General features: G+C 64.3%; 17 protein-coding genes and 1 tRNA gene. 7 read left to right on the top strand and 11 right to left on the bottom strand.

Annotated features, from left to right (window positions below):
• Position 1: 1 nt before the first annotated feature.
• The 10 genes from ACXR2W_RS10730 to pepN all read right to left on the bottom strand — a co-directional run bounded on the left by ACXR2W_RS10730 (position 2) and on the right by pepN (position 13,102).
• Positions 2-2,404, bottom strand: coding sequence for a TOTE conflict system archaeo-eukaryotic primase domain-containing protein (locus ACXR2W_RS10730; protein ID WP_458815731.1), 2,403 nt, complete (start codon positions 2,402-2,404; stop codon positions 2-4).
• A 321-nt stretch (positions 2,405-2,725) separates the two neighbouring features.
• Complete coding sequence (locus tag ACXR2W_RS10725; RefSeq protein ID WP_458815733.1) at positions 2,726-2,884, bottom strand: hypothetical protein; 159 nt, start codon at positions 2,882-2,884, stop codon at positions 2,726-2,728.
• Positions 2,881-3,465, bottom strand: a complete 585-nt coding sequence (locus ACXR2W_RS10720) for a hypothetical protein (protein WP_458815735.1) — start codon at positions 3,463-3,465, stop codon at positions 2,881-2,883. The genes ACXR2W_RS10725 and ACXR2W_RS10720 overlap by 4 nt, the downstream gene beginning before the upstream one ends.
• A 51-nt stretch (positions 3,466-3,516) precedes the next feature.
• Positions 3,517-3,589, bottom strand: a tRNA-Arg gene (locus tag ACXR2W_RS10715).
• Between the two features lie 70 nt (positions 3,590-3,659).
• Positions 3,660-5,222, bottom strand: a complete 1,563-nt coding sequence (locus tag ACXR2W_RS10710; protein ID WP_458815737.1) for a GMC family oxidoreductase — start codon at positions 5,220-5,222, stop codon at positions 3,660-3,662.
• A 13-nt stretch (positions 5,223-5,235) separates the two neighbouring features.
• Entirely contained in the window at positions 5,236-6,708 is a 1,473-nt protein-coding gene (locus tag ACXR2W_RS10705; RefSeq protein WP_458815739.1) for an aldehyde dehydrogenase family protein, read from the bottom strand.
• A gap of 45 nt (positions 6,709-6,753) precedes the next feature.
• The gene (betT, locus tag ACXR2W_RS10700) at positions 6,754-8,859 is read right to left on the bottom strand and encodes a choline BCCT transporter BetT (protein ID WP_458815741.1); all 2,106 of its coding nucleotides are present in this window, start codon (positions 8,857-8,859) and stop codon (positions 6,754-6,756) included.
• Between the two features lie 237 nt (positions 8,860-9,096).
• A complete protein-coding gene (locus ACXR2W_RS10695; protein ID WP_458815743.1) occupies positions 9,097-9,567 on the bottom strand; it encodes a globin in 471 nt (156 codons plus the stop codon).
• Between the two features lie 55 nt (positions 9,568-9,622).
• The gene (locus ACXR2W_RS10690) at positions 9,623-10,540 is read right to left on the bottom strand and encodes a mechanosensitive ion channel family protein (RefSeq protein ID WP_458815745.1); all 918 of its coding nucleotides are present in this window, start codon (positions 10,538-10,540) and stop codon (positions 9,623-9,625) included.
• Complete coding sequence (gene pepN / locus ACXR2W_RS10685; RefSeq protein WP_458815747.1) at positions 10,541-13,102, bottom strand: aminopeptidase N; 2,562 nt, start codon at positions 13,100-13,102, stop codon at positions 10,541-10,543. It lies immediately after the preceding gene.
• 88 nt (positions 13,103-13,190) lie between these two features.
• On the opposite strand from pepN, the gene ACXR2W_RS10680 reads away from it, so the two are divergent.
• From ACXR2W_RS10680 to ACXR2W_RS10655, 6 genes are all read left to right on the top strand, one after another.
• Positions 13,191-14,153 (top strand): aldo/keto reductase, encoded by a 963-nt coding sequence (locus ACXR2W_RS10680; RefSeq protein WP_458815749.1) that lies wholly within the window; start codon positions 13,191-13,193, stop codon positions 14,151-14,153.
• A 74-nt stretch (positions 14,154-14,227) separates the two neighbouring features.
• Positions 14,228-14,833, top strand: a complete 606-nt coding sequence (locus ACXR2W_RS10675) for a mycothiol-dependent nitroreductase Rv2466c family protein (protein ID WP_458815752.1) — start codon at positions 14,228-14,230, stop codon at positions 14,831-14,833.
• A 49-nt stretch (positions 14,834-14,882) separates the two neighbouring features.
• A complete protein-coding gene (locus tag ACXR2W_RS10670) occupies positions 14,883-16,919 on the top strand; it encodes a DHA2 family efflux MFS transporter permease subunit (RefSeq protein ID WP_458815754.1) in 2,037 nt (678 codons plus the stop codon).
• Between the two features lie 25 nt (positions 16,920-16,944).
• Positions 16,945-17,436 carry a ribose-5-phosphate isomerase gene (locus ACXR2W_RS10665; RefSeq protein ID WP_458815756.1) on the top strand — a complete coding sequence of 164 codons (492 nt, stop codon included), beginning with the start codon at positions 16,945-16,947 and terminating at the stop codon, positions 17,434-17,436.
• 220 nt (positions 17,437-17,656) lie between these two features.
• Entirely contained in the window at positions 17,657-18,667 is a 1,011-nt protein-coding gene (locus ACXR2W_RS10660) for an Fpg/Nei family DNA glycosylase (RefSeq protein WP_458815758.1), read from the top strand.
• Between the two features lie 121 nt (positions 18,668-18,788).
• A complete protein-coding gene (locus ACXR2W_RS10655) occupies positions 18,789-19,967 on the top strand; it encodes a M23 family metallopeptidase (protein ID WP_458815760.1) in 1,179 nt (392 codons plus the stop codon).
• 84 nt (positions 19,968-20,051) lie between these two features.
• On the opposite strand, the gene ACXR2W_RS10650 is transcribed toward ACXR2W_RS10655, so the two are convergent.
• Complete coding sequence (locus tag ACXR2W_RS10650; RefSeq protein WP_458815810.1) at positions 20,052-22,172, bottom strand: RecQ family ATP-dependent DNA helicase; 2,121 nt, start codon at positions 22,170-22,172, stop codon at positions 20,052-20,054.
• Positions 22,173-22,373: 201 nt separating this feature from the next.
• Between ACXR2W_RS10650 and rplS the strand changes: the two genes are divergently transcribed.
• Positions 22,374-22,721, top strand: coding sequence for a 50S ribosomal protein L19 (gene rplS, locus ACXR2W_RS10645; protein WP_458815762.1), 348 nt, complete (start codon positions 22,374-22,376; stop codon positions 22,719-22,721).
• The last annotated feature ends 33 nt before the right edge of the window (positions 22,722-22,754 follow it).

The following is a 22,754-nucleotide window of genomic DNA, read 5'->3' as shown; positions in this document are numbered from 1 at the left end:
CTCAGGGTGCGGGGGTGAATCCATCTTTTAGTATCACCCTACGGCGTCGGGCATGCATCGCCTCAAACAGAGGCACGTTACCGTCCCGAAAATCATGCACAAGCGCAACCTTTCCCGACGTCGCCGCCACGCCGCGGGTAATTCGCCCGAGCTGCTGTATGACCCTCCCCTTAAAGGAAATCGGCACAGCGAGAAACAGTGTGTCAAGCGTTGGTAGATCCAACCCTTCGCCCGCAACCTTGTCAATCGCAACGAGCGTGAATGGCTCGCGCCTATCGACGAGTGCGGTGAGGGCGTCTCGGACTTCACGGCGTTCAGCCGGTGAAAGCCTGCCATGCAGGGAGAATGTGGGTGTGCTCGAGCGCTGACGAATGCTCTCCATGAGTGTGTCGAGGTGATCGATCCGGTTAGTGAGAACTAGTGAGCAGCGTCCGTCAGCAGCGGCATCAAGGACGCTATCTACCACGAGTGTGTTCCGCGCTTCGTCATGGGCAAGCTCCGTGTAGATAGCTTGTATCGACGGCCCATCACTGCCCGTCTCATCTGTGGCGAACTGCGTGTCGTGAATTCGGAGCTCTCGCTTTACTACGGTTTCCTGCATCATGGTGTGGCGTATCGGCCCACACTGCATGGTGATCAGCCCGTCCATTTTGTCGGCACGGTACGGAGTAGCAGTCAGGCCCAGCCACCTGGGCGCATCAACTTGGCGCAGCGCAGCCTCGATCGCAGGCGCCGCGATCCCGTGGCACTCATCAATAATGATCTGCCCGTACTCGTTCAAAATGGTGGGGTCACCTTCACGGTGGGCGATCGATTCCCACATGATGAGGTCGACCAACCCGCGCCGCTTACGGCGACCAGCTCCGAGCTGACCGATTTGGTTTTCAGTAAGCGATAGAAACTCCTGTAGTCGCGTGCGCCACTGTGCCAGTAGCTCGCGATTGCCGACGAGGATCGCGGTTGGCTTTTGTCGTTTCGCAATGAGCGCGCAGGCGATCACGGTCTTGCCCGCCCCTGGGGGTGCAACGAGTACACCGGTTTCGTGTTTGTCCATCGCGCTAACTGCAGCCCGCTGATCTTTGTGGAGCGTTCCGCTGAATTTGACTTCGATCGAAGTTCGTTTGCGACGTGTTTTCGTGACACTGACTTTGAAGCCGGCATCTTCAAGCCGCAGACTGGTCTCATCAAGCAATCCGCGCGGGATCCGTAATTCTTCACCGTCATGCTCAAAACAGGTGACCAAGCGCGGTGTTCCATAAGTGCTGCGACGTTGTGCCTGTCTGAGGTAGAACTCTGGATTCGGAATAGAAGCCAGATGTTTGAGGTCGATGATGACGGTGCCCGGCAGCGATGCGGTCGGCACATGCAAGACCGAGTCGAGTCGCAGTCGAACATTCTGTTCTGCACCCGGTGCGGCAAGGTGTTCCTTGGCCGCAGCGCGAATTGCCGCACGCTGGGGCCGGAGTGGAAGGTTCCCTGCCGGCCCAAGCGGGTTAGTTGCCCCCGCTCCGATGATTTTGGTCAACGATTCAGCGTCAGCGAGCCGAACTTTTGCAAGCTCAGCGAATTGATCCTTGAACGGAACCCACGTTGTGGGGTCGGCGAATACAGAGGTGGATCGGGCCCGGCAATTGCCGCTCAAAGGCAACGCGATTAGGTTGCCAAACCGCGCTCGTCCGGTGGACTGGGTAGGGAGTTTGTCTTGGGACGGAAAGAAGCGGTCGTAGCTTTCGAAACTCATGCTCGGGCACGACGCCATCGCGCGCCGCAACAGCTGCGCGCCTGCGGCGCGTGCTGTCGCAGCGGGAACCGCTGAGTCGAAGAACATCCACACGTGGGCGCCTTCCCCCGAACGCGAGATCTCGGCGAGTACGTCGAACCCCGCTTCCTTACATGCCGCCGCATATGCGGCCGCATCGCGGCGCCAGTCACCGTCATCGAAGTCACAGGCGAGCAGGCGGCACTGGTCATTCTCAAGCAGCGGGTACAAACCTGCGTGCCATTCAATATCGGGATCGCGCCGAAGGTGGCGTTCGAGTACAGAAGCTGTGAGCGGAAGGTAATCTGACGGCCTTGGATTGCGGTAGTCACTGCCGTAGCGAATTGCCGGACTCCATCCGGACTTGCCGGTTTTCTTGCTGAGCCACCGGTTTGCGTAGACATCGCTTCGCCCAATGAAGCGCGCGCTGAACAGCGCCATTTTTTCTGCAGGACTCGATCCGGCGTGGACGTGGGCGGGGGAGGGGATGCCGTTCTCAGTCTCTGATGTGAGGTTCCTGCTCGGTGTTGAGACACTGTCGAGCAGTCGAAGTTCATTTCTCGCCTGGGAGAGCTGGTTCTCCAACGCGGTTATGCGCTCCAGTAACTTGACCCGCGCATCCACTGGTTCAGGCCGCTCTGACACTCCACCAGGCTATCAACGCGCGGCGCGCCTGCCCACTGTGGCTGATAGATCGACGTGTGATGCGCGACCCCGACACCCGTCGAGCGCAGTCGGGCCAAAACCTGCATCCACGAAGATCCTTCTGGAGAAGGACTGTTGCCCCGGCAGTCCGAGCCAAAAAGCTCGAATAGTCCCGGGGCGTTACGAGAACCTCATTACCTGACTCATGTGGATCAGGCAGGCCAGCGGGCGGTTCACTCACCAATGCCCGCTCGTCATCAAGTTATGGGGTCACTCGGCAGGGTCGCAGTGCCCAGCGTCTTCGTTTATGCGCGTGCTGCACTATCCGCCCACCGCGACGATTGCCGGGTAGGCGCAGACAACACAGACCGCGCTGGCGGCAGCAATGCCCAGCGCGAAGACACTCGCACCGAATATCAGAAACGTAACTTCGCCCTTACGTGCGTTCATGAGCGACTTCGGGGCTGGCCGTAACGTCATCGATTGGTCTCCATCTCGGTTAAGGGGTGTGGTTCTTCGCCCCTCGCGAAAGTGGCGGGCAGAGTGACTGAGCAGGCAACTTGACCCTTCAAACGCCAGACGAGCGCTATGCCGGTAAGTAACACCGCCGCGAGCGCAAGAATGGGCTGCAGTGGCGCAAACCAGGTGATGGCACCGGCGTAGCCGAGTGCGAGCAGCGCGATCTTGTTGCAGACTGGGCAGCCAACGGCGAACCACGTGAGAAGGCTCCCCGCGAGCCCAAATCGTGCTGTGCGACGGTCTGCGGGAGTGGCTTCAGTCGTATCACGCGCACCCGTTGCGCTGGGAGACACGTAGGTGGCGGCGAGCATTCCGACGCCCACTGAGTTGACGAGCAACACCGGGTAGTTCCACCACACAGTCGCGATCTCGCGTGCAAATAGCGGGTTGGGAATCAGCACGGTGACCACTCCCACAAGCACTGCGAACCCGAGCGCGATCGATACCGCGACGAGGTATTGCCGCCGCGTCCACGAGCGGAGCGCGCGCCGCGCGAGCGTCAAAGATTCTCGGGTAGAGGAGAAAGAAAAACGCTGAGCCAAAGAGCGCCCCTTTCGTCTTCATCAACTGAGGTTCACGCATCAAATAATAAGTGCCCCCGGCTGGACTCGAACCAGCGACCGACAGATTAGAAGGCTGTTGCTCTATCCACTGAGCTACGGAGGCGACTTCACTAGCGTAGCGCAGCCGGGGGAGCCGAGAGAACTCGGCTCCCCGCGGTGTAACAAAACGTGCGCTAGTTTCCCGAGCGAATCAGCTCAGCACACTTCTCGCCCATCATCATGACCGTGATGTTGGGGTTCACGGTGACGATCTCGGGCATCGCCGAGGCGTCGACGACGCGCAGACCCTGCACGCCCTTCACGCGCAGCTGCGGGTCGAGCGGCGACATCGCATCATCGACGGGGCCCATACGCACCGTGCCCACCGGGTGGTAGACCGTGTTGTGGGTCTTGTAGATGTACTCGGTCAGCTCTTCGTCGGTGGTCGCTGCGGCGCCGGGGGCGAGCTCGCGGCCCGCCCAATCGGCCATCGCGGGCTGCGCCATGATCTCGCGTGCCTTACGAATACCGGCGATCATCACGCGCAGGTCGTGCCCCTCGGGGTCCGAGAAGTACTTCGGATCGACCTTCGGCTTGTCTCGGTAGTCAATCGACCGCAGCCGCACCGTGCCGCGCGAGCGCGCGTGCGTCACATTGGGGGTGAGGCAGATCATGTCATCGGCGGTGGGGTAGCCGGCGCGGTACGTGTGCATGTCGAATGGCACCGAACCGTAGTGCATCATCAGGTCGGGGCGATCGAGCCCCTCCTCGGTCGGCGCAAAGATGCCGATCTCCCACCACTGCGTCGACTCGCGCACCATCTCGCGCTTCGCCTCCCACTGCACGACGCCCTCGGGGTGATCTTGCAGGTTCGACCCCACGCCGGGGCTGTCGACCCGCACCTCGATGCCCACCTCTTCGAGGTGTTCGCGCGGCCCGATGCCCGAGAGCATCAGCAGCTGCGGCGTGTTAATCGCGCCGGCCGAGACGATCACCTCGCGCTCCGCCGCAATGCGGCTCGCACGCCCAAACGCGTTATCGACGTACTGCACGCCCGTCACGCGGTTCTCGGCATCGAACTCGAGTTCGCGCACGTGCACTCCGGTCAAGACCGTAAGATTCTCGCGGCTCCGGATCGGGTGGAGGTACGACACCGATGACGATCCTCGCGTGCCGTCCGGCAGCCGGTTCACCTGAAAAAAGTTCGCACCGTTGATCACGGTGTTGCCGGTGTTGAACTGGGCGCGGGGGATCCCCACCTGCTCACACGCATCGAGCAGCGCGACCCCGCACTCGTCTGCATGAGGCACGTTCATGATGTTGACGGGACCGGTCTTGCCGTGCAGTGGGCCGTCGTCCTCGTTCGTTTCGAGTTTCGTGTAGAGCGCGTACGTCTTGTCAGACTCCCAGCCCGTGGCACCGTACTTGTTCGCCCACTCGTCGAGGTCTTCGCGCGGCGCCCAAAATGCGATGCACGAGTTGTGTGACGAGCAGCCACCCAGCACCTTCGCCCGCGAGTGGCGCATGAACGAGTTGCCGGTTTCTTGCGGCTCGATGGGGTAGTCCCAGTCGTAGCCCGACTCGAGCAGCTCCATCCAGCGGTCAAGCTGCAGCACTACCTGTTCGTCGGCGTCGTGCACGCCCGCCTCGAGCAGGCCCACGGTGACGCTCGGGTCTTCGCTCAGGCGAGCGGCGACGGCGGCGCCGGCCGAGCCGCCGCCCACGATTACGTAGTCAAATGAGTGTGTGGTCTTCAATTGATGCGCCTTTCTAGTGCTCGGGGAACCAGCCGGTGACGGCCGGAGCGAGGTTGTGGTAAACGTGCTTCATCTCTTGATATTCGGCGAGGCCAGTGGGGCCGAGCTCGCGGCCAAAGCCCGACTGCTTGAACCCGCCCCACTCGGCCTGCGGCAGGTAGGGGTGAAAGTCGTTGATCCAAATGGTGCCGTGGCGCAGCTGCTTCGCGACGCGTTCGCCGCGGCCCGCCTCGCTCGACCAGACGGCGCCCGCGAGCCCGTAGATCGTGTCGTTGGCGATGGCGATGGCCTCGTCTTCGGTCGTAAACGTCTCGACCGTCACAACGGGGCCAAATGCTTCGTCACGCACCACGCTCATGCCGCGCACGACGCGGTCGAGCACGGTCGGCAGGTAGTAGAAGCCGCCCTCAAGGTCGCCCTCGCCAAATTTGCCGCCGGTGCGCAGGCGTGCGCCCTCGGCGATACCGGCCTCGACGTACGCGTGCACCTTGTCGCGGTGCGCTGCCGAGATCAGGGTGCCCGTCTCGGCGGTGTCGTCGAATGGGCCGCCCAAACGGATCCCCTCGGCCCTGCGCACGAGCTCGTCCACGAAACGCTCGGCGATGCTCTCCTCGACGATCAGCCGCGTGCCCGCCGAGCACACCTGACCCGAGTGCACAAACACAGCATTGAGCGCATTGTCGAGCGCCGCGTCGAAATCAGCGTCGGCGAACACAATGTTGGGGTTCTTGCCGCCAAGCTCGAGCGCAATCTTCTTCACGCTGCCCGCCGCGTTCGCGGCGAGCAACTTGCCGGTCTCGAGCCCGCCCGTAAACGATACGAGGTCAACGTCGGGGTGCGTTGACAGGGGAGCGCCCGCCGTTGATCCGGCGCCGAGCACGAGGTTCGCAACACCCGCGGGCAGCCCGAGATCATCGAGCAGCTTGATCATGAGAATAGCGGTGTGCGGGGTGAGCTCGGCGGGCTTGAGCACGAACGAGCAGCCCGCGGCAAGCGCCGGGGCGATCTTCCACGCGGCCTGCAGCAGCGGGTAGTTCCAGGGCGTGATGAGCGCGCAGACACCGATCGGCTCGACCTCGATGCGGCTGTTCACGTTGGGGTCGCCCGCGTCCACGATGCGGCCGGTGTTTTGCGCGGCGAGCTTGCCAAAGTAATCGAAGCAGGCGGCAATATCGTCCATGTCCATGCGGGCTTCGACGATGCGCTTACCGGTGTCGAGGGCCTCTGCGCGCGCAAATTCTTCCTTGCGTTCGCGCAGCAGGGCGGCCACGCGCAGCAAAAAGTCGCCGCGCTCAGATGCCGGGGTCTGCGCCCACACGCCCGCATCGAACGAGGTGCGTGCGGCACGAATCGCCGCGATCGTGTCTTCGGGCCCTGCCTCGTCAACCTCGGCGACGAACGCGCCGTCGGCGGGGCAGTGGATCTGGCGCTTGCCGCCCGCGGTCGCGGAGCACCAGGCCCCGTCAATGAAGAGTGTTGCGGTCATGGGGTTCTCCTGCTCTGCAGCGAAACGCTGCGACAATCAAGTGGGTTAGGTAGCTGAGTCGGGATGCTCGAAGTCGTCGCTCCAGTCGGTGATCACGAGTTCACTCTCGCCGATGGAGGCGTCGCTGCCGCCCGCCGAAATGCGCAGGTACTCGAGGTGCGACTCGTAGTGGCCCAGCACATCTGCGATGATCTGGTCGCTGTCGAATCCGTAAACGTCGTAACCGTGTGATCCGGTGACAGTAAACACCTCGAGCCTGAAGTAGTATTCAGCGCCGCCCACATTTCGGTAGGCGAAGGTGGGCAGCTCGTGCGCGACCGGGTAGATCTGGTACGTGAAGTCCTGCTGCTCAGGAAACTTCGCGGTGACGAGCAGCGACGGCACGTCGAGGCCCTCGACGTTGGCGCGCTCGAAGTCGACCTCAACGCCAGACTTGCGCAGCTCGTCGGTGACGTCGATGAGGGCGGGCTCTGCGACCGAGTCGATATAGCGCTCGGCCTGCGCCCGGTGCGGAAACGTGGTCGAGCGGCGCAGCCGCCTGCGCCAGCTGGTCTCGGCGGGCGCGTAGCGCACCGGCATCGTAGCCTCGTACCCCTCGAGGTGCTGGGCCTCGGTGCGCAGCGCTCGAAACAGTGAGATCATCACGAGATAGAGCAGCAGCGATACGGGCAACCCGATGATCAGTGTCGCTTGCTGCAGGGTGGGCACGCCGCCCACGAGCAGCATGCCGAGCGTGAGCAGCCCGGTCGCGACCGACCAGAAGATGCGCAGCGGCTTGCTGCCGTCTTGCTTCGGGTCTTCCACCTTCGAGGTGAGGTTCGAGAGCACGAGGGCACCCGAGTCGGCCGAGGTGACGTAGAACAGCAGGCCCGTGAGCAGCGCGACCGCGATCACGACGGGGGCGGCGGGGTACTGCTGCAGCAGGTCGAAGAACGCCCGCTCGGGCAGATTCATCGCCGTGTCGGCGAACGCGCCATCACCGCCGAGCACAATCTCGAGGGCCGAGTTACCAAAGATCGAGATGAAGATCGCGATGAACGCGAACGGAATAATGAGCACGCCGAAGATGAACTGCCGCAGGCTGCGGCCGCGTGAAATGCGCGCCAGAAACAGGCCCACAAACGGCGCCCAGGCGACCCACCACGCCCAGAAGAACAGGGTCCAGCCCTGCATCCAGTCGTCGGGCCGCTCCCACGCAAACGTGTCAAACAGCATGCCCGTAAACCCGGTCATGAAGTCTCCCACGTTCATCACGAGGCCCTCGAGAATGCGGCGCGAGTCACCCGTAATGGTGATCCACAAAAGCAGCGCGATCGCTAAGATCACGTTCGCTTCTGACAGGCGCCGGATCCCCTTCTCGACGCCCGATACGGTCGAGAGGGTGGCCATCGCGACCGCCAAGATGATGAGGGCGATCTGCGCGGCGACGCCGTCGGGCGTGCCAAACAGCACGTGCATGCCGTAGCTGAGCTGCACGACGCCGATGCCGAGCGTCGTGGCGATGCCAAAGACGGTGCCGAGCACGGCGAGAATGTCGATCGTGTGTCCACCCCAGCCGTCGACGCGTTTACCGAAGATGGGGGTCAGTAGTGAACGAATGTTGAGCGGCAGGTTGCGGCGGTACGCGAAGTAGGCGAACGCGCCGCCCATGAGCGCATACATCGCCCAGCCGACGGGGCCGTAGTGAAAGAAGGTCCACACGATCGCCTGGCGGGCGGCGGCGATGGTGCCGCCGTCACCCTCGGGCGGCGCGACATACTGTGCCACGGGCTCTGACACCGAGAAGAACATCAGGTCGATACCAATGCCCGCCGCGAACAGCATCGACGCCCACGTGAACATGCTGAACTGGGGCTTCGCGTGGTCTGGGCCGAGCCGGGTGCGGCCGGCGGGGGAGAACGCGACGACAACGACGAAGAAGACGACGAGCCCCGCGGTAAGAATGTAGTACCAGCCGAAGTTCTCGGCGGTCCACCCGACGAGGGTGTTAATGACTGAGTCGGCTTGATCTCGCGCGAAGATCGCCCAGAGTGCGATGGCGAGGATCACCGCGGCTGAGCCGATGAGCACGGGCCAGCGGGGCGGCGGCGGCGCCGCGGCCGCCCGGCCGGCGTCTGGGTCTAGATCGATGGGTGGTTGGTCGGATGCCACGGGCAAAAGCTTCGATCCTTCGTTAGAAGTGTCGGCGCCGTCGAGTACTGATGAGTACTGTACCGGCGTACACCGGCCAACAGCTCGTACCGTTTCACCCTAACAAGTGTCGAAAATGGCCGGTCGGGCGGTCACCGCTGCACGCCAGTGCACCACTGGCGACGCGCCGTAGCCGAAATGCTTAATAACTGCTGCCGGTAGCGGTCAAATCAGACACGCCCAAAGATTGGCCAGCGGCTATTCGAAGCGGTTCACGAGCGAGTGCGCCGCGCGGTCAATGTAGTCGCGAAACGGCTCGTCATAGATGGGCGGGAGCGCCACCTCGTCGAGTGCCGCGTACATGTGGTGCAGCCACCGGTCGCGCGCGGCCGGAGTGATGGGGTACGGCTGATGGCGCATGCGCAACCTGGGGTGCCCGCGGTTGTCTGAGTAGGTCGTGGGGCCGCCCCAGTACTGTTCGAGGAAGGTGCGCAACCGCCAGATCGCCCCCTCCCAGTCGTCTTCGGGGTACATCGGGGCCATGATGGGATCCTGGCGCACCCCCTCATAGAATTTGCGCGTGATCTTCTCAAAGGTGTCGGTGCCGCCGACCTGCGCCCAGAACGACTCGGTCACGGCGCCGCCCGCCTCGCCCGCGCCGAGGGTGCGCGCTGGCGCGACAGCGTTTGAAGTGTCGGAAGTTGCGGGAATGATGGGAAGTTCGGTCAAAGCGGTGGCCTCCTGAAATCGTGGTTGTGTGGGCTTCTGAGGGCTGTGCGCCGAGTCAGGGCTGTGCGCCCGGATACTTGGGCAGCTCGGCGGCCAGCTTGATGCCGGCCTTGTGAAACTCGCGCAGCAGTGCAGCGCGAAGTGCGCGCTGCACTGCCCACTGTGACTCGGGTCGTGTGCGCAGCGCGAGTCGCAGCGTGGCGCGGTCACCGAATGCGCTCTCGATACCCCACACCTCGGGCTCACCCGTCACCTTGCGGGCGACCTCGGGGTCGGTGAGCAGGGAGTGTGCCGACAGCATCGCTACCCGTTCGACCTCGTTCATATCGTTGTCGGTGTCGACGGTCACATCGATGACGGCGCGTCCCCAGCCCTGCGATGAGTTACCGAGGGTGAGGATCTCGCCGTTACGCACAAACCATAGTGTGCCGTCGAGTGCGCGCACCTGCGTCACGCGAATGCCTACGTCTTCAACGGTGCCACTGATCTCACCCACGGTGACCACATCGCCCACCCCCAGCTGGTCTTCAAACACCATGAACACGCCGTTCAAGATGTCTTTCACGATGTTCTGGGCGCCAAACGCGAGACCGGCGGCGACGATACCCGCCGAGGTGAGAATCGCGCCGACGTTGACCTGTAGCTGGCCGAGAATCAGAAACAGGGCGATCGTAGCGATCGTCCAGGTGATGACGGCGCGGCCAACGGTGCCGAGGGTGCGCGTGCGCTGCACCGCACGCGCGTTAATGTACGGCGAGGTTTGAATCTCGCTCGTCACATCGACGTCTTGCGCTTTCTTCACGCCGCGCACGATCTGGTTTACGGTGCGCGTGAGCAGCATCCGCAACAGCCAGTTCACGACGCCCGCTGCGATGACAATGATCACAATGCTCAGCGGCACTTTGAACGTCACCAAAAAATCGGCGAACGCGTTACCCGCCGCCTCGGTGACACCGTTGGCTAGCCCATCCATTTACGCCCCCGCGTCAACCTGCTGAGCAGCGATCGCGCGGTCAACCCCTGCGAGCAGCTCAACTACGAGGCGACGCAGAGCAGGCGCCGCCTCCTCGTTGGCGTCAAGCCACGCGCGCGAGGCGGCCGCGAGCGGCGCACCCGCGAGTGCCGACGGGTAGAAGCCCTCGACGAGCTCTTCGACGATCGCGTGGCTGCGCGACTCCCAGACCGGCACGAGCGCCGCAAAGAAACGGTCTACGAACGGTTCGAGCAGTGCGAGGTCGTGGGCGCGAGAGAACCCGAGTCCGGTCGCGCGCACAATCGCGTTGGGCTTGTCGCTCTCGTCAAACACCGAGGCCCAGGCCGCTTCCTTACCCGCAAGGGTCGGCAGCGCCGCACGGGCGTGTGCAGCGGCCTGGTTGCCAGTTGCGGTCAGGTCGGCCGCCTGGCGGGCGGCGATCTCTTCCTCGCCCGCGCGCCCACCCGCAACGAGCGCAAACAGCAGCTCCCACCCGAGGTCGGTGTCGAGGGTGAGGCCGGGCAGCGTCGCCGACCCGTCGAACAGGGCCGCGACGTGGCCCAGCTGTTCGGGCGTATGTGCGAGGTGAGCGAACGTCTTCACGAACTGAAACTGGCGGTCTGACGCAGCATCTGCGTTGCCCGCGAGCTGCCAGAGCGCGTCGGCCACGCGCGTGAGGGTGGCCGCGCGACGCGACGGTGCAACGTAGCTTGACGCAGCGAGTACGAGCTGGTTCAAGAGCGTGCGCAGCGTCGTCGAAGCGTCTTCGCGTGCGATGTGCGCGAGCACGGTATCGATGAACCGCGAGGCGGGCAGCTCGCCGTCACGCGTCGCATCCCACAGCGTGCCCCACACGAGTGCGCGCGCAAGCGAATCTGGCATGGTGCCCAGATGGCCCTCGACTGTCTCGAGCGAACGCTCGTCGAGTCGAATCTTGGCGTATGTCAGGTCGTCGTCGTTGATCAGCAGCAGATCGGGCTGGGCGAGGCCCACGAGCTCGGCGATTTCGGTACGCGGGCCGTCAATGTCGACCTCAACGCGGTGCGCGCGAGTGAGAGCACCCTCCGAGATGCGGTACAGGCCGATCGCGACGCGGTGCGGGCGAATCGTGGGGTACTCACTTGCAGCGGTCTGATCGATGGCAAAGCTCTCAAACGCGCCGTCACTGCCCTGCGTAAACGAAGCACGCAGCGTGTTGACGCCCGCGGTTTCGAGCCACAGTTTCGACCACTCGGTGAGGTCGCGGCCGCTTTGCGCCGTAAGCTCCTGCAGCAGGTCAGGCAGCTCGGTGTTTGAGTACTGGTGCTTCACAAAGTAGTCGTGCACGCCGCGCATAAACGGCTCACGGCCCACCCACGCCACCAGCTGCTTGAGCACCGACGCGCCCTTGGCGTAGGTGATGCCGTCGAAGTTCACCATTACGTCTTCGAGATCGCGAATGGGGGCGACGATCGGGTGAGTCGACGGCAGCTGGTCTTGGCGGTACGCCCACGACTTTTCAGACGCGGCAAACGTGGTCCAGCATTCAGACCACTCGGTCGCCTCGGCCACCCCCAGGGTCGACATGTACTCGGCAAACGACTCGTTGAGCCACAGGTCGTTCCACCAGCGCATCGTTACGAGATCGCCAAACCACATGTGCGCGAGCTCGTGCAAGATCGTCACGACGCGGCGCTCACGCATCGCATCGGTGACCTGGCTGCGAAACACGTACGCCTCGGTGAACGTGACGGCGCCCGCGTTCTCCATCGCGCCCATGTTGTACTCGGGCACAAACAGCTGGTCGTACTTATCGAAGGGGTACGGGTAGTCGAACTGTTCCTCGAAGAACGCGAAGCCCTCGCGGGTCTTTTCGAAGATGTAGTCGGCGTCGAGAAACTCGCCCAGCGATTCGCGGCAGAAGGCGCCAAGCGGAATCGTGCGCCCGTCGCGGCTCGTGAGCTCTGAGCGTACGACGCGGTAGGGGCCCGCGATGAGCGCGGTGATGTAGCTCGACATGACGGGGGTGGGCTCAAACTCCCACGTTGCGAGCTGCTCGCCGTGGCGCTCGCCCACGGCAAAGGGCTCGGGTGTGGGCTGGTTGCTCACGACCTGCCAGCGTGCGGGGGCCGTGATCGTGAACTGAAACGAAGCCTTGAGGTCGGGCTGCTCAAACACCGGGTACATGCGGCGCGAGTCGGGCACCTCAAACTGCGAGTACAGGTAGACCTCACCGTCGGCGGGGTCGACGAAACGGTGCAGGCCCTCGCCGGTGTTCATATAGCGCTGAGTCGACACGATGTGCAGCACGTTTTCGGCCGCGAGGCCCGGCAGCGCGATGCGCGAGTCGGCAAACACGGTCGCCGGGTCGAGCTCGGTGCCGTTCAGATCGATCAGCTGCACTGAGTCCGCGATGAGGTCGATGAACGTCGAAGCGCCCGGCGTGCCGGTGAACCGCACCGTCGTGTCGGCGACGAACGTGTCGGGGCCGGTCATCAGGTCGAGGGCAATCTCGTAGCTCTCGGTCGTAACGACGGCGGCGCGCTCCTGCGCTTCAACACGGGTGAGGTTCGTTCCTGGCACAGCTGCTCCTGTCGAAGGGTGAAAGGTGATGGTCTAAGACTATGCCTGAACCCTATCGATGCGCCGAGTGGCTCACTACAGTAGAACCATGACTCGCACCCTCGGATCCAGTGATCTCGTCGTCTCACCCGTCGGCCTCGGCTGCAACAACTTTGGGCGCCCCGGCTCGCGCACCGAAGATCAGCCCGGCACCGACGCCGTGATCCACGCCGCGATCGACGCTGGGGTGACGTTCTTCGACACCGCCGACCTCTACGGCTACGCCTTCGGTCGCAGTGAGCAGCTCATGGGCCACGCGCTCAAGGGGCGCCGCGACGAGATTGTGCTCGCCACGAAGTTCGGTCACCCTGACTCTGACACCCCCGCCTCGTACCGGGGAAGCCGCGGTTCGCGCGAATTTATTCGCGCGTCGATTGAGGGGTCGCTAGGCAGGCTGCAGACCGATCACATTGATCTGTATCAAATGCATGTTCCGGATCCCGATGTGCCCATCGCAGAGACCCTTGGGGCGCTCCACGAGCTCGTGGGGGAGGGCAAGGTGCGGTACATCGGGCATTCAAACTTTACGGCCGAACAGATGGCGGAGGCCGCGCGCGTGGCTGACGATAACGGGGTCACCTCGTTTGTGTCAGCGCAGAACGAGCTCAGTCTGCTGCGCCGTGAAACCGATGTGTCGGTGACGCCCGAGGCCGCGCGCCTGGGGCTCGGGCTGCTGCCCTTCTTTCCACTCGCCAACGGGTTACTCACCGGCAAGTTCACGCGCGATCACTTTCCAGCTGACAGCCGCATTATGCGGCAGCGGCCGCAGGTCGCCGAGCTTGCAGACTGGGATGCGCTTGAGGCGTATCGCGCACTGTGTGAAGAGTGGGGCGTGACCATGCTCGAGGCGACGCTTGGGTGGCTGCTTGCGCACAAGCCGATCGCGAGCGTGATCGCGGGGGCCACCACCCCCGAACAGGTGCGGCAGAACGCAGCTGCCGGGAGCGTATTTGTGCCTTCCGTGGCGCAGAACGCACAGATCGAGGCGCTGTTTCCCGTGCCGTGGGCGTAGCACTGCAGCAGCGACTGCAGCGATCGCTGCAGTAATAGCTGCGGCGCCGAGCGCGGTCGCGATAGTGTGAACGCATGACCGCGAATGTGCCCAACGTAGAGTTCTGGTTCGACCCGATTTGCCCCTGGTGCTGGATGACCAGCCGGTGGGCGACCGAGGTGTCTGAGGTGCGCGGGTTCCCTGTCGCCTGGCACCCGATCAGCCTCGCGATTTTGAACGAGGGGCACAAGGGCGGCCGCCACTCAGACGGGCACCACCAGGGGCTGCGCATGGGCCGTGTCGCGGTCGCAGCCGGGCGCGCGCACGGCGCCGAATCGGTGGGGGCGCTGTACACAGAGTTTGGCACCCGCATTCACCCGGGTGGCCGCGACGACTACGACGCGATCATCGCCGAGGCGCTCGCGGCGCTCGGGCTGCTGGCCGAGCTTGCGCAGGCCGCAGACGACGACTCCATCGACGCCGAGCTGCGTGAGAACACAGACCACGCGATGGAGATCGCGGGCCCCAACGTGGGAGTGCCGATCATCTCGATCGACGGGGTCGCGTTCTTTGGGCCCGTCGTCACCCCCGCCCCCACGGGCGAAACCGCCCTGAAGCTGTGGGACGGCATTTACGCCGCCGCGAGCGTGCCCGGGTTCTACGAACTCAAGCGCGGTCGCAGCGCCGGCCCCCAGTTCTAGCGCATGGTGCGCGCACACCACTAATACATTGGCATCCAACGGGGGATCCGTGAGCAAATCAAGCACACTGCCGAGTACTCAGCCGCAGGGGCAGCTGAACCAGAAACGTATCTGGATCATATTTTCTGGGCTGATGCTCGGCATGCTGCTTGCCTCGCTCGATCAGACCATCGTCTCTACCGCGCTCCCGACGATCGTGAAAGACCTGGGCGGTGCCATGCACCTGGCGTGGGTCGTCACTGCGTATCTGCTGGCGTCGACGGTGACGACGCCAGCGTGGGGCAAGCTCGGCGACATGTACGGGCGCAAGATACTGTTTCTCGCCTGCATCGTCATCTTCTTGGTGGGATCTGCGCTGTGCGGCTTCTCCCAAAACATGACGGAGCTCATCTCGTTTCGTGCGCTCCAGGGCGTTGGCGGTGGCGGGCTCATGGTGCTCTCGCAGGCCATTATCGGAGATGTGGTCTCCCCGCGCGATCGGGGCAAGTATCAGGGTGCGTTCGGGGCGGTGTATGGCGTCTCGAGCGTGGCGGGGCCGTTGCTCGGTGGCTACTTCGTCGACAACCTCTCGTGGCACTGGGTGTTCTTCGTCAACCTGCCGATCGGTGTAGTGGCGTTGGTGGTCGTGACGTCCGTGCTGCCGCGCACCCAGGTGTCCACCCGTCAGAAGATCGACTACGCCGGCATCATGATTCTCGCCGCAGCCGCAAGCTGTGTGGTGCTGCTCAGCAGCTTTGGGGGCAACGCCTGGAAGTGGGATTCACCCCAGGCAATTGGCATGATCGTGTTGTGTGCGGCACTGGTTGTGGCTTTTATTTTCGTAGAGCGACGTGCGGCCGAACCGGTGATGCCATTGCGCATGTTCAAGAACCGCGTGTTCACCACGGCGTCTCTCATCGGGTTCGTCGTCGGCTTCTCGATGTTTGGTGCGATCACCTACCTGCCACTATTTCTGCAACAGGTATTGGGCGCCAGTGCAACTGACTCGGGCCTGCGCATGCTTCCGATGATGGTCGGCCTCTTGCTCACCTCGATGGGCAGTGGCCAGATCATCTCGAAGACTGGCAAGTACAAGCTCTTTCCCATTCTCGGGTGCGGCATTTTTGCGGTGGGGCTGTACCTACTCTCGACGATGACCCCGCACACGGGCTTGGTGGCGTCGAGCCTCTTCATGTTCGTGCTCGGCTTCGGGCTGGGGCTCGTGATGCAGGTGCTCGTGCTCGCGGTGCAAAATGCCGTCGATTACCGCGACCTGGGGGCCGCGACGAGCGGGGCGACCTTCTTTCGGTCGATCGGTAGCTCGGTGGGAGTTTCGGTGTTCGGAGCAGTGTTCGCCGGGCAGCTGGCCAGCCGCCTGGCCACAGATGCTCCGAGCGGTGCCACGGGTAAATGCAGCGGCAAGGTGCTCGGTGAATCTTCGCTCGGGCTATCGCACTGCCCGGCGGGAGTCGAGACCTGGTACGTTGACGCCTACGCCGGCGCGATCCAGGTGGTGTTTCTTGCGGCGGTGCCCATTGCGGTGGTTGCTTTTGCCCTCGCCTGGTTGCTCCCTGAAGTGAAACTGCGCACCGCCACGAAAGACGCGAATCTTGCCGCCACATTCGCCATGCCACAGCAGACATCGTCGCTGCAAGAGCTGACGCTGGCGATCGCCCGCGTCATGACCGGCGAGGACCGCAAGCGGGTGTACCAGCGGCTGGCGCAGACCGCCGAGGTCGATTTGGGCCCGGGCGCTGCCTGGATGGTGTGGCGACTCCACGTGCACGGAGAGAGCAGCGTGACCCAGATGGCGGCCGAGACGAAGATTGAGCCTGCGAAACTGGCTCGCGTGCTGAGCGAACTGACGCAGAAGAAGCTCGCGGTCTCGGTCGATCCGGAGCCAAGAAGCGTCGGCGACAGCGCGCGACTGAGCGATGAGGGGGAGGCCGTTGCGCTCAGGCTTCGAACCGCGGTGCGTGCGCACCTGGTCGAGCTCCTCGACGACTGGGCCCCGGCAGATGACGAGGGCATTCAGGCCGCGATCGCGCATATTGCTGAGGTCCTCGGCAATGACGCGCGCGTCGGCAACGCTCTGGCCGGATCCTGACCGGTCAGGGCGGTATGATCGGCTCATGCGTATTCACGTTGCGACCGACCATGCCGGCCTCGAATTTAGTCAGCAGCTGCAGCAGCATCTGCGTGATCAGGGACACGAGGTGATCGATCACGGCCCCGCCGAGTACGACGCGCTCGATGACTACCCCTCGTTTTGCATTAACGCCGCACTGGGCGTTGCCCGCGACGAACGCGACGGCGTCGAAGCGCTGGGCGTTGTGTTCGGTGGCTCGGGTAACGGCGAGCAGATCGCGGCCAACAAGGTGGCGGGCATTCGTGCCGCCCTCGTGTGGAACGAGTCGACCGCTGAGCTCGCGCGCGAGCACAATAACGCCAATGTGATCTCGATCGGCGCGCGCCAGCACCCGGTCGAAGACGCGATCAAGTTCATCGACCTGTTCGTGGCGACCCCGTTCCCCGGTGACGAGCGCCACGTGCGCCGCATTAACCAGCTGGGCGAGTACGAGACCACCGGTGCGATCGCCGGTAAGCAGGTCGACACGCTGTAATACTGCGTTCGTCATCCTGCTGCACCCTTCCCATGTCATCCTGCGCGACGGAGGAGTCGCAGGATCCATGCGTGTGGATTCTGCGAGTCGCAAGCTCCCGCAGAATGACAGGGTAGGGCCTGCGGGAGCGTAGCGGGTCCGTTCGTCATCCTGCACCCTTCCCACGTCATCCTGCGCGACGGAGGAGTCGCAGGATCCAGACTCAAACTAAGGGAGTTCCGTGCCTGAGGGGCATTCCGTACACCGCATTGCCCGCCAGTTCGCGGCAAACTTCGTGGGCTCGTCACCAGAGGTGACGAGCCCACAGGGGCGCTTTGCCCAGGGTGCCGCGCTGATTAGCGGGCGCAAAATGCTCGACGCGCGTGCCGTCGGCAAGCAAATGTTTCTCGAGTTCGAGGGCGGGCACTGGCTGCGCGTACACCTGGGCATCTACGGCGCCTGGGACTTCGCGGGCGAAGTGCGGGTCGACCCGTCGATCATGATTCACGGGTACACACCCGGCCACTCGAAGCTCGGCCAGACGGGGGAGCACTCGCGACCGAGCGGATCGGGCATTGCCCCGCTCGACGCCGACGCCGAAGACTCGGTTACCTCGATTGGAGCGCCCAGGCGCACCCGCGTGCGTATGGCAGAAGAAGACCGTGAGAGCGCGGCGTCGCTCGCGTTTCCGCCCGAGCCGGTGGGTCAGGTGCGTGTGCGGCTCTTGAACGACACCGTGTGCGCAGACCTGCGCGGGCCGACGGTGTGCGAGGTGCAGACTCCCGCCGAAATCGACGCGGTCATTCAGCGGCTCGGGCCCGACCCGGCAAACGCCAACACCCCCGCTGAAAAGCGCCGCTTCGTGGAGCGCGCGGGCAAGAAGAAGACGGCCATTGGTGTGGTGCTCATGGACCAGTCGGTGGTCGCGGGCATCGGTAATGTGTACCGAGCAGAGATGCTGTTTCGCGCCGAGCTCAACCCGCACACGCCTGCAAATACGCTCGACCGCGCCGTGCTCGAGGCGCTCTGGGATGACTGGGTGCACCTGCTCGAGATTGGCATCACCGTCGGGCAGATGATCACGATAGACGGACTCACCGGCGCCGACTATGAGCGGGCGCTCGTGGAACGCGATGAGCGGCACTGGGTGTACAAGCTTGAGGGCACCCCGTGTAAGCGGTGCGGCGCCAACATCATTCTTGAGGAGATGGCGGCGCGCAAACTCTACTGGTGCGCCGGCTGCCAGCACTAGATTTCTGCACGCTGCGAGTGTGCGAATGTTATGCTGGACCATGTTCAAGATCGCGGTTGCCGCGTTTGCGGCATTAACAATTGTTCTGCTGGGGGGCTGCGCGGGGGCAGGCGATCCCAGTATGACCGGAGCCCCCGTCGATGAGTCGGCGCAATCGTCTGCAGCGTCGCCCGCAGGAGCGTCAGACAAAGACGCATTCACTCCGCTCGTGGGGGAGGTGCTCGCTGCGCCTGAGGCTGTGCCGTCAACCGACAGTAAGATGCACCTCGCGTACGAGCTGCTGCTCACGAACGTGCTGGGGCAGCAGCTCACCGTCGATGCGCTCACGGTCGTGGGTGATGGCGACGAACTCCTGGCATTACAGGGTGATGCACTCACGCCGTGGGTTCGGCCTCTCGGGGCCGCGGCTCCCACGCGTACACTCGCACCCGGGCAGCAAGCGATCATCACACTCGACGTGAAAGTCGCGTCACCCGATGCGGTGCCGCGCGCGCTGACACACGCGGTGACGCTCTCGCCAGCAGAAGCGATGCCACCGATGATCGAATCCACGATGACGCAGCAGATTGCGCCCGTCGATGTGAGCGAGCAGCAGCCCGTTGTTATCGGGTCACCGGTGCAGGGTGCAGGCTGGCTCGACGGCAATAGCTGCTGCGAGGTCACGCCGCACAGGTCGGCGGTGAACCCGATCAACGGCGGGCTCTACGCGCCAGAGCGGTTTGCGATTGACTTTGTGCAACTCGACGAAGAAGGCCGCATCTTTGATGGAGCCATTGACGACCTGAGCAGCTACGCCTACTACGGGGCCGACCTCGTTGCTGTTGCAGACGGGCCAATCGTCTCGATGGAGTGGAGCCTGCCCGAGGCGCAGCCCGGCGCACACCCGGGCGGGCTGGAGCTCTCGCAGTACGGCGGCAACAACATTGTGCAAGACATCGGTGATGGGCGCTACGCCTTTTACGCGCATTTACAGGGCGCGAACCCCCAGGGCCTCAAAGTAGGGCAAGAGCTGAAGCGCGGCGACGTGATCGGGCAGCTCGGCAACTCGGGCAACACCGATATGCCGCACCTGCACTTTCACGTGATGAGCTCGCCGTCACCGCTCGGCTCGAACGGCCTGCCCTTTCTAATCGACAGCTTTACCCTGGTGGGAACGGTGACGAATGACAATCTGATGGCATGCATGGAGCAAGCGATTTCGTGCGAGACGAACGCCTCGGGCAGCACCGGAGCGGCTGATGGAACCGCCATGGCTGACACGGGGCTGCTCTACCGCGACGTGATCGACGTCGCAGGCTAAGCGCCGATCGAACACGCCCGCCGCACGCCCGCACGCCCGCACGCCCCACGCCCGCCCGCCGCCCACCCCGCTGCTGCCTCACGGCTACCCCACGCTGGCGAGCGCGAAGGGGAGCACCGCCGGGGCCCCCGCGCGCAGCAGCTCGCGTGCAGCTACCGTGAAGCTCCAGCGACTGTCGACGAGGTCGTCGACGAGCAGGATGGGGCCGGGAGCGTTCGCGAGCACCGCCTGGAGCTGCTCGGGTACCGAGAACCTGCCCCACACCGATGCGAGGCGAAACGCGCTGTTACCGCCGGGGCCCGCGATGGGCCGAGTCGGGTCGGCCTCGAGCGCACCCAGGTAGGGTAGCCGCCCGCGCTCGGCAATCGCGGCGGCCGTCGACGCCACCAGCTGCGGCCGGGTCATGGACGGCATCGCGACCACTCCTACGGGCCGCTCGGCCCACGGCCAGTCGCGCAGCGTCGCGATCACGCCCTCCAGTAGGCGCGCATCGATCGGTGTATCGGGTGCCCCAACCGCAAACCGTTCGCGCAGCGTGCCGCCCCACCCGAGGTCGGTGAGCCGCGCCACCGCGCGGCCGGTCAGTGCCTTCTCTGCCGGGGTGATGCGCCCGCGCACCGGCAGACCGCGCTTGTCTGCGCCCGTTGGCCACATACCGCGCGGCTCGATCGGCACCCCAGTGCCATCGAGTTGGCTCGCCGCCCGCGATGCCGCCTCACCCGACAGGTCTGTCGGGTACCAGGGCCCTGCGCACACGTCGCACCTGCCGCACGCTGCCGCCGCCGGATCATCGAGCTCCCGCTGCAGCAGTTCCATGCGGCAGGTCTCACCGTGCTCGTAGGCGAGCATCGCTTCTTGTTCTTGCACGCGGGCTGCAGCGATGCGGGCGTAGCGCTCGGCGTCGTAATGCCAGGGGGTGCCAGTCGCCACCCATCCGCCCTTCACGCGGCGCACCGCGCCGTCGACGTCGAGCACTTTGAGCAGCAGCTCGAGCTGGGTGCGCTTTAGGTCCACGCGCGCCTCAAGCGCGGGCGTCGACAGCGGCTCGTCACCGAGCGCGGCGATGACGGCCGCGGCCCTCTCCGGATCCGGCATTGACGCGGTCGCAAAGTAGCGCCAGATCTCGATATCTTCGCGGCCTGGCAAGAGCAGCACGTCGGCGTGATCGGTGGCGCGCCCCGCGCGCCCCACCTGCTGGTAGTAGGCGACGGGCGAGGAAGGGGCTCCGAGATGCACTACGAAGCCAAGGTCGGGTTTGTCGAACCCCATGCCGAGCGCGCTCGTCGCCACGAGCGCCTTCACCTCGTTCGCCTTGAGCGCCTGCTCGAGCCGGGCGCGCTCCTCTGGGTCGGTGCGGCCGGTGTATGAAGCGACCTGCATGCCTGCGTCGCGCAGCAGCGCCGCCGTGTCTTCGGCGGCCGACACAGTGAGGGCGTACACGATGCCGCTGCCGGGCAGCGAGCCCAGGTGCGAGATCAGCCACGCGAGCCGGTCGCGCGCCGACGGGAGGTTTAGCACCCCGAGCCGCAGCGAGGCGCGTGAGAGCGAACCCCGCAGTGTGAGTACATCGCTGCCGAGCTGCTCTGCGACATCGGCGACCACCCGGCCATTTGCTGTTGCGGTCGTCGCGAGCACGGGAATGGACCGGTCAATCTGATTAATCAGCGTCGCAATGCGGCGGTAGTCTGGGCGAAAATCGTGGCCCCAATCAGATATACAGTGCGCCTCGTCGATCACCAGCAGTCCCATGCGGGCGAGGAGACCCGGCAGCTGCGCCTCGCGAAACGCTGGGTTGTTGAGTCTCTCGGGCGACACCAACAGCACGTCAATCTCATCGGCCGCGAGCTTCGCCGAGATATCGCTCCACTCGTCGGCCGTGGCCGAGTTGATAGCGGCGGCGCGCACTCCGGCACGCTCGGCAGCCTCTACCTGGTCGCGCATCAGCGCGAGCAGGGGCGATACGAGCAGGGTCGGCCCCGCCCCGCGAGCCCGCAGGAGCCCCGTCGCCACAAAGTACACTGCCGACTTGCCCCAGCCGGTGCGCTGCACGACGAGCGCGCGGCGACGGTCGTCGACGAGTGCGCTGATCGCCTCGAACTGGCCGGGGTGAAACTGGGCGTCTGCACGGCCCGTCAGGCTGCGTAGGAGCGCTGTCGCAGCGGCGCGCGTGTCGGTGAGAGCGGGGGAGGCTTGCTGCTCGTTCATGCCTGCGTTCATGCCTATGATCATGCCAGGTGCTACCGACATCGTGTCTCGTGTCGTATGCGGGCCGGGCATGTGGCATAATTGATCCTTGTGCCACGGTGCGGCACTGCCGTGAGGGTCCGCACACACCGTGAGCCAAACACCTTAGTACTTTTAGAAATCCGCGATCCCGACTTACGGCGGGCGCAGAGAGAGACAATCATGCAGAAGCTCGACCACGTCGATGCCGCGTCGCTCAAGAGCGACATTCCCGAGTTCCGCGCCGGCGACACCGTCAAGGTGCACGTCAACATCGTTGAGGGCAACCGTTCGCGTGTCCAGGTGTTCCAGGGCGTCGTAATCTCGCGCCACGGCGAGGGCATCCGCGAGACCTTCACCGTACGTAAGATCAGCTTCCAGATTGGCGTGGAGCGTAAGTTCCCCGTGCACTCGCCCGCAATCGACAAGATTGAGGTCGTCACCCGCGGTGACGTTCGTCGTGCGAAGCTCTACTACCTGCGCGAGCTCACGGGCAAGAAGGCGAAGATCAAGGAGAAGCGCGACCGCTAAGTCACGCTCTTCCTGCAGGCTGTTTACGACACG

It is taken from the genome of Leucobacter faecis, assembly GCF_054456695.2.
This window is presented reverse-complemented; position numbering and strand designations above follow the sequence as displayed.

Coding starts and splice junctions, on each gene's coding strand:
- ACXR2W_RS10705 (WP_458815739.1), bottom strand. CDS start 6,708: ATGACCGCAACACTCTTCATTGACGGGGCCTGGTGCTCCGCGACCGCG.
- ACXR2W_RS10665 (WP_458815756.1), top strand. CDS start 16,945: ATGCGTATTCACGTTGCGACCGACCATGCCGGCCTCGAATTTAGTCAG.
- ACXR2W_RS10680 (WP_458815749.1), top strand. CDS start 13,191: ATGACTCGCACCCTCGGATCCAGTGATCTCGTCGTCTCACCCGTCGGC.
- rplS (WP_458815762.1), top strand. CDS start 22,374: ATGCAGAAGCTCGACCACGTCGATGCCGCGTCGCTCAAGAGCGACATT.
- ACXR2W_RS10650 (WP_458815810.1), bottom strand. CDS start 22,172: ATGAACGAGCAGCAAGCCTCCCCCGCTCTCACCGACACGCGCGCCGCT.
- ACXR2W_RS10725 (WP_458815733.1), bottom strand. CDS start 2,884: ATGACGTTACGGCCAGCCCCGAAGTCGCTCATGAACGCACGTAAGGGC.
- ACXR2W_RS10690 (WP_458815745.1), bottom strand. CDS start 10,540: ATGGATGGGCTAGCCAACGGTGTCACCGAGGCGGCGGGTAACGCGTTC.
- ACXR2W_RS10675 (WP_458815752.1), top strand. CDS start 14,228: ATGACCGCGAATGTGCCCAACGTAGAGTTCTGGTTCGACCCGATTTGC.
- ACXR2W_RS10655 (WP_458815760.1), top strand. CDS start 18,789: ATGACCGGAGCCCCCGTCGATGAGTCGGCGCAATCGTCTGCAGCGTCG.